Raw genomic sequence first — 16,600 nt, forward strand, 5'->3', positions numbered from 1 at the left:
GATGATGGCGTTGCTGGACACGTTGCGGCTGGCGTTCGGGACGTTCGTCTCCAACCCGCTGCGCTCCTTCCTGACGCTCTTGGGCATCGTCATCGGCGCCACCACGGTGGTGGCGATGATGGGGCTCATCGAGGGCCTGCGGAACCAGGTGAACGAGAACCTGTCCGAGCTGGGCGCCAACTGCTTCCAGGTGCAGCGGCTGCCCTTCGGCGCGGGCAACCTGTCCCTGGCGGAGCTGTCGCGCCGGCCCCGCTTCACCTTCGAGGACCTGGACGCCATCCGCGAGCTGCCCTCTGTGCTGACGGCGGCGGGGGAGGACTCCAAGGGGGGACAGAAGCTGTCCACGCAGCAGCGCGAGACGCGCGCCAACATCGGCGTGTGGTCCGGGACGCCAGAGTACTTCCAGACGAACTCCGTGGTGGTGGCCACGGGCCGCGCCTTCACGGACACCGAGTACCTGGATGGCCGGCGCGTCGCGGTCATCGGGCCGGATTTGGCGGACACGCTGTGGCCGGGGATGGAGCCGTTGGGGCAGACGTTCCGCCTGCAGGGCCGCAACTTCACGGTGGTGGGGACGACGAAGCGCAAGGGCAGCTTCCTGGGCGGTGGCGGCCAGGACAACACGGTGATGATGCCGCTGACGGCGTTCCGTCCGCTGTACGGCCTGAACAACTTCCGGGTGAGTGTGCAGGCGCACTCGGCGGAGGTGCTGAAGCGGGCGCAGGACGAGGTGACGGTGCTGATGCGGCGGCGTCACGGGCTGAAGCCGCTGGAGGCGGACGACTTCTTCGTGTTCTCCAACGAGAGCTCCACGGAGATGTTCAACAACATCTCCCAGGTGATTTCCGTAGCCAGCTTCGGCGTGTGCCTGCTGTCGCTCCTGGTGGGCGGCATTGGCATCCTGAACATCATGTTGGTGGCGGTGACGGAGCGGACCCGGGAGATTGGAATCCGCAAGGCGCTGGGCGCGAAGAAGCGGCGCATCCTCGCGCAGTTCGCCACGGAGGCGGTGGTGCTGTCGCTGACCGGCGGAGTGCTGGGGGTGGCCCTGGGTGTGGGGCTGGCGCACCTGGCGCGCTGGGTGCTCGGCCTGCCCACCGAGGTGCCGGGCTGGGCGGTGGGCGTGGCCCTGGCGATGAGCAGCGGTGTGGGGCTGGGGTTCGGAATCTATCCGGCCGCTCGCGCCGCGAAGCTGGACCCCGTGGAGGCGATGCGCACGGAGTAATGCGCCACCTGCAATCCCGCCGTGTCCCACGAAAAGGGGCCCCGCCCGCGTACAGCGGACAGGGCCCCTTTGAACGTCTAGACCCCGGGAATTACGGGCAGGGGCCGGTGCAGATGAGCTGGCCGGTGATGGGGTGCTTGTAACAGAACGGAGCGCACTCGGACTTGGGGGCCTCGGTCGTGAAACCGGTGGTCACACCAAAGACCGCGACGAGCGCGGTGAGGGCGGCAGCAACACGGAGGTTCTTGAGAGCCGACATGGGGGTGTGTCTCCAGACTGCGTGTCTGTACGGCCCGGCAAGCATGGTATTGAACGCAATTGATAACAACTAAGAAATCAAGAATAGCTCTGGGCGTGTGGCTTTGCCGGAAAGACTCGCACGCAGCGAGCCGGTGAGACATCGCTGCTCAAAGCGTTGGTGTGGCGCGCTTGTAACTATCGAGTGTGTTGGTTGGAGCGAGGCCCACCGCCGGCCCATTGGTAGCCGAGGGTCGCACCCGAGCCGATGAGGGCGAGGCCGATGAGGGCGCGTGCGCTCTTGAGGCGGGTGCTGGGCTCGGCCAGCTTGGACAGCAGGCCGTCGACAGCGGCGGCGAGCAGGGTGCCCGCGGCCGCACCGCCGAGTGCTCCGAGGTAGGCGTCGGTCTGGTCCTGGCTGCGTCCGAAGGCGAGCTCGCCCATTCCCCAGGTTCCGAGCGCGGCGAGGGGCGGGGTGAACAGGAGTCCTCCGCCGAATGCGGCGACTTCCAGGTCCGCCCAGCGTCCTCCTCCCGGCGTGGTGGGTCGGAGGAAGAGCAGGCGTGAGGGCAGGTAGCCCGCGAGCATTCCAGCGGCGGTCTCCGCCGTGGTGGCGCCCAGGCGCGTGTCACCGCCGACGCGCGTCGCGCCCCACACGCCACCGAGTGGCAGCAGGGCCAGTCCTCCGTGGGCCACCCATGCGCCCGTGGACAGCGGGAGGTCTTCCGGGGCCGAGGGGACGGGGACACCGCTCATCCCGGGCAGGCGCGTTCCGTCGGGGCTTGCCGCGGAGGTGGTGTCGTCGCGGAGGGAGAGGGCGCTTCGTGGGTCGTGCGGCGCGCGTGGCCCCTCGGCGTTCGTATCGCGCGGATCCGTTCGCCGCAGCGGTGCGTCCGCGGCGAAGTGGCCTGGTGACGCGGACGCGGAGGGGGGGCCGAGCAGGAGCGCGAGGAGCCAGGTGCTCAGGAGGAAACGTGCTCTCGGAGGCGGTCTTGGCATGGGGCTCGCGGGCCGGGTGCGGACGAGGAGGGTGCTCACTCGCGGGACCTGGCTCCACCGGGCACCTGGCCCGAGTGCCCTGCGTCGCACACTGTGCTCGTCCCGAGGTGTTGGCGGCTGGACGGCCCGGGGTGTGTCCGTTGGCAGGTGCCGACCGGGCGGGGAGCCACTAGCTTCGGACGGTGAAGCTGGCCTGCTCCGTGCTCTTCGCGTTGCTCGTCGCCGGGTGCCCTGCTCCGAACCATCGGCATGACCTCCGGCTGCGCTCTCTGCCCACTGGAGCGGGAGAGACGCGCTCGCTCGCGTTCTTCCAATCGCTCGGTGTTCCGCTGGCCCCCGGGCATGGCGTGGAGTTGGTGGAGAACGGGCACGTGTTCGACGTGCTCGAAGCGGAGATTCGCGCCGCGCGCTCCAGCATCCACATCGCCAGCTACATCTGGCGCCCGGGAGAGCCGTCGGAGCAGTTGGTGCGCGCGATTCGCGAGCGGCATCCCGGCGTGGCGTGTCGCGTGCTGGTGGACCCGCTGGGCAGCGTCAACTTCGAGCCCGTGGGGATGGAGCTGTCGAACGCGGGCTGCGAGGTGCGCGTCTTCCGGCCGATGCAGGGGGCACTGCCGTCACTCGATGCGGCGCGCATCAAGACGCGCATGCACCGCAAGCTGGTGGTGCGTGATGGCGAGGTGGGTATCACCGGGGGCTTTGGCATCTGGAAGAGCTGGCTCGGTGATGCGGAGGGGGAGGAGTTCTGGCGGGACATGAGCGTGCGTGTCGAAGGGCCTGTCGTGCGGGACATGCAGGTGGCCTTCGCCCAGAACTGGCAGGAGGCGGGTGGGGACTTCCTTCCGGTGGAGGCGTTTCCGGAGCTCGCCGTGCGCGGTGGGGCTCGCGCGGGCTTCGTCGCGAGCACGCAGAACCGGTTCCTCTCCGACGCGCGGCGGATGACGTTGCTCACCATCGCCGCGGCGCGGCGGCGGCTGTGGATCGCCAACTCGTACTTCATTCCGTCCGAGGCCATCAGCGACATGCTGCTGGAGAAGGTGAAGCAGGGCGTGGACGTGCGCGTGGTCGTGCCCGGGCGTCATCACGACATCGCGCCCGTGCACGCGGCGCAGCGCGCGACGTATGCGCGGCTCCTGGAGGGCGGCGTTCGCATCTGGGAGTACGAGCTGTCGATGATGCACTCGAAGACGATGCTCGTGGACGAGGACCTGTCCGTGGTGGGCTCGACGAACCTGGACCCGCTGGCGCTGAGTACGTCGGACGAGTGCTCGCTGGTGGTGGAGGACGAGGCGCTGGCGGCACGGCTCGCCGCCGCGTTCGAGAAGGACCTGCGCCACTCGCGGGAGATTCACTGGGATGGGTGGCGCCGCCGCGGCCTGCTGCAGCGCCTGGGCGAACAACTCCCCGGGTTCATCGGCGACTATCTCTGAGCGTACCCTGTGACGCGGGGAGGGCTCATGAGGAGGGCTCCGGGTCCAGCGCCCAGGTCCCTTCCTCCCAGCGTTTCAACGCCTGCTGCGCACCGAAGGGAATCAGTCCCTCCCCTCGCGCGGCCTCTTCGAGAACCGCTTTGGCCTCGGCTGTTCGATAGCGGAGCAGATGGGCGGCGGCCATGACTCGCACATCCATCCGCTCATGCGCGAGCAGGGCCGAGAGGGCATCCCGACCGGCATTCCCGTGAGCCAGGAGCTTGTCGACGGCTGCACCGTACTTCCTGGCGTGCTTGTTTCCGGTCCTGGCATCGCCGCGCATGATGGCCTCGGTCTGCGCGGCCACGCTTTCGGCGAACTGCTCGACGAGTTCCTCCACGTTCATCACCAGCGCCCTTTCCCGATGTTCTCGATGGCCGTCAAGCCGAAGTCTCGCTGGAACTCGAGTGACCGCGTCTTCAACCACTGCCGCACGGTCAATGGCGAGCCCGTGATGTCGCGGCGAATCGACGAGAAGAACGCGCTGACGCGAGTATGCAGCCCCTTGTCCAAGGGCACGACGTTCTCGGTGTTGTGAAGTGCATGGGGTCCAAACCGCCGCACGTTGTCCGGCGTCTGCTCGACGATGTGATGCCACTCCTGGTTGTTCCCCGCTGGGCCCATCGCCTTCTTGAAGCCACTGAACGACCCCCAGGATTTGTACCCACTGGGGCGAGCCCTCGCCGTGGCGCTACCGCTCGGGTGGCTGGCCGCCATGGCCACGGCGCCGGGCGCGAGCGCGATGGTGACTGTCTGCGCACTCACTGCCACGGCTTCCACGCCACCGACCGCCATCAACTGGATGCCCAACTGGGACTCTGCCCGGACCGCCGCCTGCATGACGCCGGGAAGTCTCGGTACCCGGGTCGCAAGTCCCGCCGCGGTGTTTCCGATGGCGGCCGTAGCCAGCAAGGCGAACGCGCGTGCCGCGTTTCGGCCCAGGACCTTGCCATAGCGTTCTCCCGCCTCGCGAAGTCCATCAAACGTGGTGGCCTGGTCAGCCGCCTCCACCATCGCCTTGAAGCCCTCGATGAGACTCCAGAAGGTGTCGATGCCCACATAGGCGATGAGCGTGGCGGTCATCACGGCGGCGAGCCCCTTCGACAGGGGCTCGGGCACCGCGAGCAGAATCATGTAGGTCGTCCACGTCCAGAGAGCTGCTGTCATCAGGGCCTGGGGGTCGGCCATTCCCTGGAACGCATCCATCATCTCGTCGAGCACCACGCCTTGGGCCAGGGCCATCGACAGGGCGTAGCGGCTGTCCCCCGTCAGGGTCGCGCGCTCTCCGAGAAGCCTCAGGCAGTCACCTGCTCCGTGGGTGCGCTCGCACCAGCGAAGGTAGGCGCGGGTCAGCTCCTGCTCCGCCGTTGATGGTTCGTCATCCAGGTGTTCGCCCGGCCCGAGGGGAGTGACGCGATGGCCGCGTGGTTCGAACAGGTATGAGCCACTGCGCGCACTGACGTCGAACAGTCGCTGGGCGGCTTCCTGCGGACGAGCGGAGGGACGCGCGGCCCTGGCAAGTTCTTCGAGGGCTTCCTCGAAGTCGTCGCCATCGATTTCCAGCGGCTGACTGTGGCTGTTGGGTGGGATGAGGACGACGGACTCGTGCCGCTCGAGTTGCAGTCGAACCGAGCGCGTGGTGCCGCCGCATCCCACCGACAACATCAGCAACAGGGGAACCCAGGACCTGGGTGTCACGTGGTGCCCTCCCGGTTCAAACTTCGAAAAGGGAGAGCACAGGGGCCTGCGTGCTCAGGAGTCAATGGAAGTCGCGACGCGGCGCGCGCGAGTGCTCCCCGGTCAGAAGCGGAAGGTGGCCGCCATCTGGACGAGGGGCTCCACTGCCTCCTGCTCCTCGACTTTCTCCAGCACGTCCGTGGTCTCGCAGATCATCAGGAAGCAGCGGGTGACCTCGCGCGTGGTCTCCGTCCGGGTATGCGTGGTCTGCGCTCCCGCGCTGACCGACAAGTGCCACCGGTCCCCGAATGGATGGGCGTAGCCCACGAGTCCACTCAGCGAGGTGCGGGTCCCCTCCGTGTTTTCGTCCAGGTCGAAGAGGGTGTGGCTCGCCTGCGCCGACACGAAGACACCCAGGAAGGACTGCTGGCTGAAGTAGATGCGGCTGCCGAGCTGAAGGCCCACGGCGTTGATGTCCAGCCCCAGGTGCGTGCCGCCGAACACCGTCAAGGCCGGCTGCAACTGCTGCTCCATGTTCACCATGAACACGGGCGTCCGCGTGGGGCCTTCGTCCATTTCGAAGGAGTGGCCGTGAAGACCGAAGTGGAGCGCCGTGCCCCACGACGCGGTGTCCTGTCTCGTGTCTTCGATGAGCAGGGACTGACCGGAGGTGTCGTTCTCCTGGGCGAAGGCCTGGCCCGGGATGACGAAGAGCACCGTGAGGATGACGAGTCGACGGGTGTGGAAAATCATGGCGCCGCCCCAAGGCAAGCGGTGTGCCGGATGCAACCGCGCGAGATGACAACACCGGGGGTGCGCGGATTGCGCAGCGCTCTGCACAAGCGCGAAAGCCTCCTCGCCCTGCCGCGCTGGCCCGGTGGCAGGCACGGCCCCACCCGAGTCTTCGCTCAGCGTGAAGCCGCGTCGTCGGTGTCGCATGACTCGCTCACGTGCGCCCCAACCTCCGCTTAAGGGGCGGCCTGGGGCGGGACGCGGGGCGGAGGCACGTCACACGTGCGCGTGGTAATGGCTGCTCGCATGAGCATCCGGGACTTGGTGGGTAGGGCCGTCATCCGCGAGGCACGGCCCGAGGATGACGTGGCGGTGGGTGACTTGTTGATTGAAGCCTTCACCTCGCAGTACGCGAAGAAGCTCCCCGACGTCGTCTACACCGACGAGCGAAAGCGGGAGCTGCGGGACGTGGCCGCCCGTCGGAAGATCGCCACATTGCTGGTGGCCGAAGTGGAGGGCGAAATCGTGGGCACCGTGGCCCTCTTTCCCCCGGATGCTCCTGGCTCCGAAGCCTGGCTGCCTCGCGCCGTGGACCTGCGAGGACTGGCCACCGCCGTGAAGTTCCATGGCTCCGGGCTGGCTCAGCTCCTGCTCGACTCCGCCGAGGCGATGGCTCGACGCTGGGATGTCGACGCCGTGTGCCTGCATGTCCGTCGCGGCGCGACCGGGGTTGTTCGCATGTACATGGCCCGTGGTTATCTGCGTGAGCCCTCGGGCGACCTCGACCTGCCCAGCGTGTACCTGGAGGCGTATGTGATGCGCTTCAAGGAGACCACGCACTAGCGAGCGCACCTTCGGGCTCGGAGCCGCGCGCTCGCTACTTCGCGCCCAAGGGAGCCTGCTCCTCGCTGTATCGATTCGGGTCTCGTGCCGCGCTCACTGCTGGAGCGCATTCCCCCGAGCCCCGTTGAGTCGCCGCCCTGATGACCACGGTCATCAGCCCCCCGACGTCTGTCATCAGGCCCGCCCCTGTTTCGGGCTTGGCGTCTTGTGCTTCCTCCGTGTTTCCAGGGGCTTGGCCCACGAGGCCCTGCGTGGAGACCCTGGCACACCATGTGCTCAAGGGTCCTGCATCGGCTGACCTCACCCGGTCCCTTCGCCACCCATCCCCCGAGGAACATCGTCATGGCGCTCTCCCCCATCTCCCGCCCCGTTGGTTCCCTCTCCGCTCCTTCGCTCCCCGCCCGCACGGAGCTGTCGTCGCAGGCGATTCCCCCGCGCACGAAGGAGTCCTCGGTCCAGTCGCTCTTCCAGAAGGATGGCTTCGAGTCTTCGGGTGGCCTCAAGAGCGCCGAGGGTCTCCAGCAGCTCGTGAAGATGCTCGCCGCGCAGGTGCAGTCCCTGGGCGAGCTGGCGCAGGCGCTCGGTGGCGACAAGGGCGGCCCGGGCAAGCTCGGCGACTCCGCTCCCCTGGGCCGGGTGGGCGGAGTGCGCAACCCTGGCTCGATGGGTGAGGGCGCGCCGCGCATGGGCGGGCTGGCGGATCAGGCTGTCGCGGGCGCTCAGCCGGCCGGGCTCGATTCCTTCGGCGGCATCCCGGACCTCGGTGGTGAGGGCGCGCAGTTCGGCGGCGTGCCGGACCTCGGTGGTGAGGGCTCGCAGTTCGGCGGTGTGCCTGACCTCGGTGGTGAGGGCTCGCAGTTCGGCGGCGTGCCCGGCCTGGGCGCGGAGACGGGCATTCCGGACAGCATGCTGCCCCCGATGCCGGGCGCGCCCGTCCCCCAGCAGAAGGCCCTCGCCAGCACGCCCACAGAGCAGCCCGCCGCGGGCGCCACGCCGGTCGACGCGAGCCAGAAGGCCGCGCAGCCCAACGGAGTGAAGAAGGACGGCAACACGCTCACGCTCAACAACGACGGCGACAAGCCGATGACAGTGAACTTCACCCCCAACGCGGGCGAGAAGGCCGTCGACTCCGTCACCCTCCAGCCCGGCGAGAGCCGCACCGTGAAGTTCCCCGAGGGCTGGTCCGGCAACTTCCGCAGCGACGCCGGTGACGGCAAGAACGCCACGCTCGGTGAGGTGAAGTTCAACGGCGGAATGGGTCAGACCTACTACGACGTCAGCTACATCGAGGGCCACAACACCGCCATGACGATGCAGCCGGAGAGCGGTGGCCGGAAGTCGGGAACCCTCGACAACCTGCTCTCCTCCGCCCCCGACGCCGTGAAGGCCAAGGGCCCGGACGGCTCCGCGTACGGCATCAAGAAGACCACCACCTCGGATGTGCAGGACTCGTCGGTGGTAGACTTCTTCCGCAAGCACGTCGGCGCGGACCAGGGCTACGTCATCCCCAAGGACGACGCGAGCACGCTGGGAAGTGGTGACAGCAACCTCGTCGTCCACCTGAAGAACCTGACCTGAGCCACCTCGACGCCCCCGCGTCGGCCCCCTCGCCCTCATGAGTGTCCGCTGGCCCCAGAATGTCCCCCGACCCGGGGTCCCCGCCCGGCAGGCCAGGGAAGAGGCCGCTCGCGAGCAGTCCAAGCCCGCTGAAGCCAGGTCCTCGAACAAGCCCGCCGCGAAGGGACCCACCGGGAAGCCTGCCACCGGAGGACGCGCCGGCGCCCGCCCCACCGAGGGCGACAAGGACAGCGCTCAGGGTGGCGTCCATCGTGACGGGATGGAGTCCGGCACCCAGCGCGGCTCCGCGGAGGGACTGGCCGGGGGTTCTCCTCGAGGGACTCCGGAAGGGCTGGCACCCGGCACCACCCGAGGCACCACCCCCTCCGCGCCCAACCTTCCGAATCCCTCACAGGCACCGCGACTCCCGGAAGAGAAGCTCGCGCGTCAGGCCCCTGCCGTCCCCACCGAGTCCCCGCGAGAGCGCGACGTCGCGGAAGAGGGAACCCGAGAGGACGCACGCGGCGCGCTCGAAGGCCGCGCCATGCTCCGCGGTGCCGTGCTGGAACGGCTGGTCCGAGGACTCACCGAGGTCGAACAGAAGCTGGCCACGTTCCTGGAGAACCCCGGCCGCCAGGGCGTCGTCACCCTCCCGGTGGTCCTCAGCGAGAGCTCCGTCACGTACGAGTTCTGGAGGCTCGTCAGCGTCCAGTCCGATGACCGGAACTTCCTGGCCCAGTCGCTCGGCTTGCCCGTCACCGCCGACGACGCGCTGCTGCTCCAGACGCTCCGCCAGGAAATCCACGCGGCCTTCGACGAGTTCCAGCGCTCACCTTCTGGCAAGCAGGCCCGCGCGCGCTACGAAGAGGTGCTGACCCGCTACGAGGCCGCGCGAATCCAGCCCGTCATCTCCGGCCACGACACCGGACCGCTCGCGGCCGAGTGCGCCCGCCTCCAGCTCCCCTGCGAGCCGGAGTTCACCCGCTCGCTCCTGCTGTCGCCGCTGCAGCTCGCCGTCGCGCTGTCTCCCGAGGAGGGCACCGCGACGCAGGTCATGGTCGCCGGGCTGACGCTGACGCAGCTCGGCGCGCTGGTGGGCCACCTGCGCCGCCTCAACCCGATGCTCGGCAACGCGCAGGTGCGGCAGTTCCTCTTGCGCGCCGCCACGGACCTCAAGAACGCGCTGCGCAAGCCGCTGGGTGACGCGGAAGTGGAGCGCGTGCAGGAGCTGGCGAAACAGCTCCTGCGCCTCCAGGCCGTGGCGATGCTCCACGTCTGAAGTCGACTCTCGCGCTCAGGCGCGGAACGACGAGGGACGCAGCGCCAGGTCCGCCACCGGGTCGAACCGCGCGGAGGTGAACAGCGTCTCGGCCTCCGCTCGCGACCTCTCCGTCAGGAGGATTCGCGGGCGAAGTTCGACTTGGACCGGGAGCCACCGCCCTCGGTGTTGCCGAGCGCCGCGACCTTGTGGCCACCCTGCTCCGCGCGCTGCGCTTCGGTGGTGCCCTCGGCCTTGTCGATGACGAGCATTCCGCCGCCCTGGTGCTCGCGCCAGCTGGTGCCCACCGCGTCTTCCAGCTCGCCCGCATCCAGGGAGACCGTCTTGCCGGTGCCAGGGTCCTTCACCTTGTACTTGCCCTGGTCGTCCTTGCCATCCACGGTGACCCAGTGCGCGCGGCCCTTGCCGGCGTCCTTCAGCGACGGGTCCACCTTGTTGGAGTCCACCAGCACGGCGGCCTTGCCGTCGCGCTTCAGGGCCTCGTCCATCAGCCCCCGGTCGAACGTGGAGGCGCTCTGCGTCACCTGCGCGCCCTCGTGGGCAATCATGTTCGACAGCTCGTGCGCCGTCGTCCCGTTGCCGTCGGTGAAGCGCGACTCCAGGGCGTCCATGGTCTGCTGGTCCGACGCGGCGGCCGTCGTCCCGGTGCCCTTCGCCTTGCCCAGCATCACCGCCACCGCGGAGCCGCAGTTGACGTCCTTGGTCTGCTCCAGGACCGACGGGTCCTTGTCATCATCCCAGCCACCCAGCGCCGGCGCGGCCTCGGCCATGTCCTTCACGCAGCTGACAATCCGGGCCGTGGCGGGGGAAACCTCGCCCGCGGCGGTGGGAGCGGTGAAGCGCTGGGACCAGGCCTGCCGGGAGGCTTCCTGCGCGCCGTACGCGTCAGCGGGCTGCTCTTCCAGCTTCGCGACGGGGGCGGCGGGCTGCGTCTCTGTCTCCGCCGAGGGGCCGGCGACGGGCACGCGCACGACTCCGGTGCGCGACTGCTCGACGGGGGTCCTCGCCAGGTTCGGGGGCAGGGTGACACTCACGGGGGGCTCCTGGGCACAGGGAGAGCGTGGAAGGCCAACCTACCCGGAAACCGGCCGGGCGTTAAGTCTCCCGCCCCGCATCCAGCTCGTGTTTGCGCAGCAGTTTCTTCAAGTAGACACGGTCGATGTCCGCCTCGCGGGAAGCGCGGGAGATATTGCCCTCGCAGCGCTCCAGGAGGTTCTTCAGGTAGTCGCGCTCGAACCCCTCGATGAGCCGCTCCTTGGCCTCCTTGAAGGGCAGGTCCAGCTCGACCTTGGTGCTCCCCTCGCTGGAGGACTCCAAATCCGGCAGGGCCTCCTCGCCCAGGTTCATCACCTGCTCCACCACGTTGCGCAGCTCGCGCACGTTGCCGGGCCAGGGGTACTGGGCGAGCAGCGCGCGCGTCTGGTCCGACAGCGCGCTGGGCGGACGGCCCGTCGTCTGGAGCATGTGGTCGATGAGCACCGGGATGTCCTCCGGGCGCTCGCGCAGGGGCGGCAGGCTCACGCGCAGCACGGCGAGCCGGTGGAACAAGTCCCGGCGGAACTTCCCCTGCGTCACCGCCTGCTCCAGATTCACGTGCGTGGCGGCCACCACGCGCATGTTCACCGTCTGGTAGTCGTTGGCGCCCACGCGCTTGACCTGCCGGCGCTCCAGCACGCGCAACAGGCGAGGCTGAAGCTCCAGCGGCAGCTCGCCCACTTCGTCCAGGAAGACGGTGCCATTCTGCGCGCGCTCGAAGGCGCCCGCGCGGTCTCCCTGCGCGCTGGTGAAGGCGCCCTTCACGTGGCCGAACAGCTCGCTCTCGATGAGCGTGGGCGGCACGCCCGCCAGGTCCACGATGACGAAGGGGCCCTTCTTGCGCGGGCTCTGCTGGTGGATGGCCTCCGCGCACAAGTCCTTGCCCGTGCCCGTCTCGCCCTGGATGAGCACGTCCGCGCCGCCGGGGGCGAGCCGCTCCAGCAGGGTGAAGGCCTCGCGCATCTTCCGGCTGTTGCCCACCAGCGCGCCGAAGCGGTCCTTCGAGGACAGCAGCACCGAGCGCTCGCGGGTGTCCTCCGGAATCAGCTTCAGCTCGGTGGTGCCCAGGGTGATGACGATGCCGGGGCGCAGCTCCAGGGACGTGAAGCGCAGCCGCTCGCAGAAGGAGCCGTTGTGCGAGTCCAGGTCCGTGGCCACCACGTGCTCGTCATGCACCTCCAGGCGGAGGTGCTGGCGCGACACGGCCTTGTCATCCAGGACGATGTCGCACGTGGGGGCCTTGCCCACGGTGTACACGCCCTGCTTGAGCGGATGCACCTTGCCGGAGTCAGGGCCCGAGAGGACCTTGAGCACCATCTTCACCTGGCCGGCCCGGCCCCGCGTCAACGTGGCCGTGGCATCCAGGTTCATCTCGTCGTCATCCGGCGGCACTGACACCCCATGGACGGTAGCACGGCCCGGAAAGGCCGCCACCCGTCAGTCGCGTGCCTCATTTCCCGCGAGGGCGAGCAGGCTTCACACGGGCGGGCTTCACGGGTGCGGGCGCGGGTAGGGCCGCGAGGAAGGTGTCCACGTCCCCCACGCGCGCGTCCAGGCCCGCTTCCGTGAACCAGCCCCGGGCGCGCGCGGCCTCGCCCCGTGCCTCCGGGGACTGGCCCGACTGGACCAGGGCCTTCGCCAGCGCGAAGCCGGACTCCGCCAGCGCATCCGGCGGCGCGGAGGCGAACGTCACCGCCAGACGCAGGGGCTCCACCGACTCACCCACGCGGCCCAGGCCCAGCAGGGCCTGCCCCACGCCGTCGTAGGACGGCTGGAGCTTCTCGTCGTCCGCGGGCAGTGTCTTGCGCTTGAGCGCGAGCGAACGCTCATACGTCTTCAGCGCGTCCTCGAAGCGGCCCATGCCGAGCTGGCACATGCCCACCTCGTCGAGCGCCTCCGCGAACTTCGGGCTGTCCGCGCCGTAGATGGCCTGGAAGATGTCCGCCACGGCCTGGGCATGTGGCAGCGCCTGGGCGTCCTGCTTCAGTTCGCGCAGCGTCATGGACAAGAGGCCATGGCGCCGGGCCACGTCCGGGTGCTGGGGGCCCATGGCGGCCGTGGTCTTCTGGAGCGCGTCCTCCATCAGCGCCAGCGCGCGCGCGGAGTCTCCGAGCGAGTGCACCACGTGCGCGAGGAGGAACGTCGTCCTCGCGCGCTTGGGGTGCTCGGCGGGCAGGGACTTCTCATAGAGGGCCCGGGCCTCCTCCACGCGGGTCTTCGCCTCCTCGTACAAGTCCTGGGAGATGGCGAGGTTGGCCTGGTTGACGCGCACGTCGCCCAGCAGCACCGGGTCTCCGCCCATCCGCTCCAGCGTGGCCTCCGCCAGGGAGCCCCAGCGGGCCGCGGGCTCGTAGTGCTTCAGCCCGTCCTCCACGAAGAGCAGCTTGTTGAGGGCGGTGACTTTCAGCCGGTCCGCATGCCCTGCCTCCGCGTCGAACACGGCGCTCGACAGGAGCTTGGCGGCCTCGGGTGATTCGCCCACCTGCTCCAGCAGCCAGCCATTCAAGAAGCGCGTCTCCGCGCGCAGCGGCAGATAGCCCGTGGCCTCCACCGGCGCGACGAGCGCCTTCACCGCCTCCAGCGCCTGCGGGTGCTTGCCGGCATCCATCCGCGCGCGGACGTGGGAGAGCTTCTCCTCCAGCAGTTCGATATCCGCGCGGCGCAGCGGGTCCGTGGGCATGCGCTGCCGCTCGGCCAGGGCCTCCGTGTCCTCGCATTCCCACAACGAGGGCAGGGCGAGCGCGGCGTCCAGGGACTTCTCCACCAGGGCCGCGTCCGCGCTCGACAGCAGCTCCACCGTGGCGCTGAAGTCCTTGCGGCGGCGCTCCAGACACACGAGCTGCCGGTCCAACTGCTCCTCGGGTTTGACGCCCTGCACGCGCGTGGCCTCGCAAGCCTGCACGCGCTGGCGCTTCCACATGTCCGCGTAGTCGCCGAGCGCCCGTGACACGCTCTGGGCCATGCCTTCCGCGAAGGGCCTGCCCGTGGCCTGGAACGCGGTGGAGAGCTTCGCTTGTGTCGTGGGCGACCACACGTCGTCCATCCGCGCCCCGGCATCCACGCACACGCGCGACTGCTGCCACGCCGCGCCGCCCGTCAGCGCGAGCGTCGCGCCCAGCGCGCTGGCGGCCGTTACCCACCGACGCCGCAGCGTCCGGCGATGCTCCTGCGACAGCGCCTCCAGCAACACGGCCATGGAGGCGAAGCGCGCGTCCGGCTCCAGCGACAGTCCGCGCAGCACGGCGTCGCGCACCCAGCCGGGCACCTTGGAGTCGCGCGGTGGCTCGCGCACGGCGGGGACCGGAATCGTCGCGGGCGAGGAGGGCGCCACCGAGGGCCGCTGCGCGCCCAGCGACTCCGTGCGCTCCGACTCGGCGCTGACGCTGGTGCTGGAGAAGGCATACGCCCGCAGGCTGCCGGGCTCGAAGGGGCGCGCGCCGAAGAGGGCGCCATAGAGCGCGGCGCAGAAGCTGAACTGGTCCGTGCGCCCGTCCAGCGTCGTTCCCCGGAACTGCTCCGGGGACATGTAGTTGGGCGTGCCCACCAGCAGGCCGTCCTCGGTGAGCGTCGTCTCCAACATGCGACGACCGGCCGAGGACGCCAGCGCCTCCCGCGTCTCCTCGGTCAGGGGCTCCTCGTCCTGGGGGAGGTCTCCCATCGTCCGCGCGAGGCCGAAGTCCGTCACGTAGACGCGGCCCGCGCGGCTCACCAGCACGTTGGCCGGCTTGAAGTCGCGGTGCACCAGCCCCGCGGCGTGCGCGGCCTCCAGGCCCCGGCCCGCCTCCACATAACGCGTCACGATTTCGCGCCAGGAACGCGGCGACGCCTTCAGCCACGAGGCCAGCGTGCCGCCATCCACCAGCTCCATGGCCACGAAGACCTGGTCGCCCCACATGCCCACGTCGAAGACGGGGATGACGTTGGGGTGGGAGACGCGCGCCATGGCCTGCGCCTCGCGCAGGAGCCGGGAGCGCGCCTCCTCCGAGTGGTCATGGCGACCGTCCGGATGCAGCAGCTTGAGCGCCACCTTGCGGTCCAGGTCCGGGTCATAGGCGGCGTACACCACGCCCATGCCGCCCTGGCCCAGCCGCCGCAGCAGCAGATACCGCCCAATCTGGGAGAAGGGCGGCGCGGCGCGACGTGCCTCGTCGGGCCCCGTCCCGGAGAGGTCCTCCCCCGGCCCGGTGCCCGCGTCCCGCCCGCCTGTGTCTTTCCTCGTCATGTCTGGCGCACCTCGGGGCGGAGTGTAGCGAAGCTCTCGCTACAACCCGAGTTCTCCGCCGCCGTGCGTCAGCGCCGCCTGACTGCCTGAACGCTCAGGCGCGCAGCGGCAGGGTGAAGGCGAGCTGGAAGCGGGTGCCGGCGTGCTCGGGCCGGACGGTGGCGGTGACGTGGACGCCGTGGCCGTTGCCGGTGGAGACGACCTCGCCCTTGAGCTGGCCGTCCTCGGTGGCGCCCCGGAAGAGGAACACCTCCGCGGCCTGCGAGAAGATGGAGGAGACCTCCGCGCTGCCCGAGCCGGGCGGGAGCTGGTCCCTCACCCATGTCGCGAAGCGGACGATTCGGCCGGTGAGCACCTGCGCGGGCAGGGGCACCGCGTAGCCGCCGCCGAACACCGTGGGGGCCGCGGCCAGCAGCACCGCGTCCGCGTTGCGCCCGCTGCCCAGGCCGAGCACGCCGTGCTCCTCCAGCTTCGCCTGCGCGCGGATGGGCAGGAAGACCTCGGTGGGGATGGACAGGCCCTTCTCGCGACCGGAGGGAATCTCCCACGTCGTCGGGGCGCGCACGCCTCCGGCCTGGCCGAAGATGCGCGCGAAGGCGCTGGTGTCGCGGAAGCTGGACGCGAGCATCGCCGCCACCGCGAGCGCGGGACTGGTGAAGGCCGCGCGCTTCGCCCGGGCCTCGCTGGCCACGACGACGCGGTTGACGACGGCGCACAGCCACCGCGAGGACTCGTCCTGACGCAGCTCCGTCCACGACTCGGAGACCTGCTCCCGGCCCTCCTCCAGGCCCAGGGACAGCTCGTCCGGGGACAGACCCAACAGCGACGGCGCCACGGCGACGACGATGGGCAACTGCGCGCGCTCGCCCATCGCGGCCAGCCGGGCCAGCACCGCCACGTCATCGTTCGTGTCCACCACGAAGACGGCGTCGGGCCGGTCGAAGGGCTCGCTGGAGAGCGCGTCTTCGAGCGTGCCGAGCAGGTCGCCGCGGCTCACGTCCAGCACCTCCACCGCCATGCCCGCGGCCGTGGGGCACTGGTCCACCAGCCACTTGAGGCCGCGCCACGCGGACTCCAGCCGGGCCACGGGCTCCGCGATGAGCACGTCCGTCGCGCAGCGCAGCACCGTCTCGTCCAGCAAATCCCTCACGGACTTGCGCGCGGCGGTGGCGGGGGCGGACGTCGACGACGCGGAAGCCGGCGCGCGCGGGTTGAGGGCCTTCAAGAACGCATCGACGGCGCGGGACGCGGTGGCCGGCGAACCAGGCTCGGACGCGGTGAGCAGCGTCTCCATCAGGGCCACGTCATCGGGCGTGGGCGTGGGC

14 protein-coding genes are annotated in these 16,600 nt (G+C 69.8%); 5 read left to right on the plus strand and 9 right to left on the minus strand.

What is annotated here, in order from left to right; all coding sequences use genetic code 11:
- Position 1 precedes the first annotated feature (1 nt).
- Positions 2–1,225: an ABC transporter permease gene (locus FJV41_RS19190; protein ID WP_141643964.1), complete on the plus strand. Its 1,224-nt coding sequence runs from the start codon at positions 2–4 to the stop codon at positions 1,223–1,225.
- Positions 1,226–1,316: 91 nt separating this feature from the next.
- Here FJV41_RS19190 and FJV41_RS52360 read toward each other — a convergent pair whose 3' ends face one another.
- Both FJV41_RS52360 and FJV41_RS19195 read right to left on the minus strand, forming a co-directional pair.
- Positions 1,317–1,484, minus strand: a complete 168-nt coding sequence (locus FJV41_RS52360; protein WP_174456011.1) for a hypothetical protein — start codon at positions 1,482–1,484, stop codon at positions 1,317–1,319.
- Positions 1,485–1,660: 176 nt separating this feature from the next.
- On the minus strand, positions 1,661–2,218 hold the full coding sequence (locus FJV41_RS19195) for a hypothetical protein (RefSeq protein ID WP_246137282.1): 558 nt from the start codon (positions 2,216–2,218) through the stop codon (positions 1,661–1,663).
- Between the two features lie 425 nt (positions 2,219–2,643).
- Here FJV41_RS19195 and FJV41_RS19200 point away from each other — a divergent pair, with 425 nt between their 5' ends.
- Entirely contained in the window at positions 2,644–3,891 is a 1,248-nt protein-coding gene (locus tag FJV41_RS19200) for a phospholipase D-like domain-containing protein (protein WP_141643965.1), read from the plus strand.
- Positions 3,892–3,916: 25 nt separating this feature from the next.
- On the opposite strand, the gene FJV41_RS19205 is transcribed toward FJV41_RS19200, so the two are convergent.
- The 3 genes from FJV41_RS19205 to FJV41_RS19215 form a co-directional block, all read right to left on the minus strand.
- The gene (locus tag FJV41_RS19205) at positions 3,917–4,276 is read right to left on the minus strand and encodes a DUF2019 domain-containing protein (protein ID WP_141643975.1); all 360 of its coding nucleotides are present in this window, start codon (positions 4,274–4,276) and stop codon (positions 3,917–3,919) included.
- Complete coding sequence (gene sitA5 / locus FJV41_RS19210) at positions 4,276–5,628, minus strand: SitA5 family polymorphic toxin (protein WP_246137283.1); 1,353 nt, start codon at positions 5,626–5,628, stop codon at positions 4,276–4,278. Before sitA5 ends, FJV41_RS19205 begins: the two co-directional genes overlap by 1 nt.
- A 102-nt stretch (positions 5,629–5,730) precedes the next feature.
- Entirely contained in the window at positions 5,731–6,360 is a 630-nt protein-coding gene (locus tag FJV41_RS19215; RefSeq protein WP_181790763.1) for a DUF3575 domain-containing protein, read from the minus strand.
- 285 nt (positions 6,361–6,645) lie between these two features.
- Here FJV41_RS19215 and FJV41_RS19220 point away from each other — a divergent pair, with 285 nt between their 5' ends.
- The 3 genes from FJV41_RS19220 (at position 6,646) to FJV41_RS19230 (ending at position 10,018) form a co-directional block, all read left to right on the plus strand.
- Positions 6,646–7,182: a GNAT family N-acetyltransferase gene (locus FJV41_RS19220; RefSeq protein ID WP_141643967.1), complete on the plus strand. Its 537-nt coding sequence runs from the start codon at positions 6,646–6,648 to the stop codon at positions 7,180–7,182.
- A 342-nt stretch (positions 7,183–7,524) separates the two neighbouring features.
- The gene (locus FJV41_RS53750; RefSeq protein ID WP_246137284.1) at positions 7,525–8,760 is read left to right on the plus strand and encodes a glycoside hydrolase 64/thaumatin family protein; all 1,236 of its coding nucleotides are present in this window, start codon (positions 7,525–7,527) and stop codon (positions 8,758–8,760) included.
- A 37-nt stretch (positions 8,761–8,797) separates the two neighbouring features.
- Positions 8,798–10,018, plus strand: a complete 1,221-nt coding sequence (locus FJV41_RS19230) for a hypothetical protein (protein WP_141643968.1) — start codon at positions 8,798–8,800, stop codon at positions 10,016–10,018.
- 113 nt (positions 10,019–10,131) lie between these two features.
- Here FJV41_RS19230 and FJV41_RS19235 read toward each other — a convergent pair whose 3' ends face one another.
- The 4 genes from FJV41_RS19235 to FJV41_RS19250 form a co-directional block, all read right to left on the minus strand.
- Positions 10,132–11,052, minus strand: coding sequence for a hypothetical protein (locus FJV41_RS19235; protein ID WP_141643969.1), 921 nt, complete (start codon positions 11,050–11,052; stop codon positions 10,132–10,134).
- Between the two features lie 61 nt (positions 11,053–11,113).
- Entirely contained in the window at positions 11,114–12,424 is a 1,311-nt protein-coding gene (locus FJV41_RS19240) for a sigma 54-interacting transcriptional regulator (RefSeq protein WP_141643977.1), read from the minus strand.
- Positions 12,425–12,503: 79 nt separating this feature from the next.
- On the minus strand, positions 12,504–15,275 hold the full coding sequence (locus FJV41_RS19245) for a serine/threonine-protein kinase (protein WP_141643970.1): 2,772 nt from the start codon (positions 15,273–15,275) through the stop codon (positions 12,504–12,506).
- A 94-nt stretch (positions 15,276–15,369) separates the two neighbouring features.
- On the minus strand, positions 15,370–16,600 hold a 1,231-nt coding region (locus tag FJV41_RS19250), incomplete at its 5' end, for a type VI secretion system contractile sheath domain-containing protein (RefSeq protein WP_141643971.1).

Source organism: Myxococcus llanfairpwllgwyngyllgogerychwyrndrobwllllantysiliogogogochensis (assembly GCF_006636215.1).
GTDB lineage: Bacteria > Myxococcota > Myxococcia > Myxococcales > Myxococcaceae > Myxococcus > Myxococcus llanfairpwllgwyngyllgogerychwyrndrobwllllantysiliogogogochensis.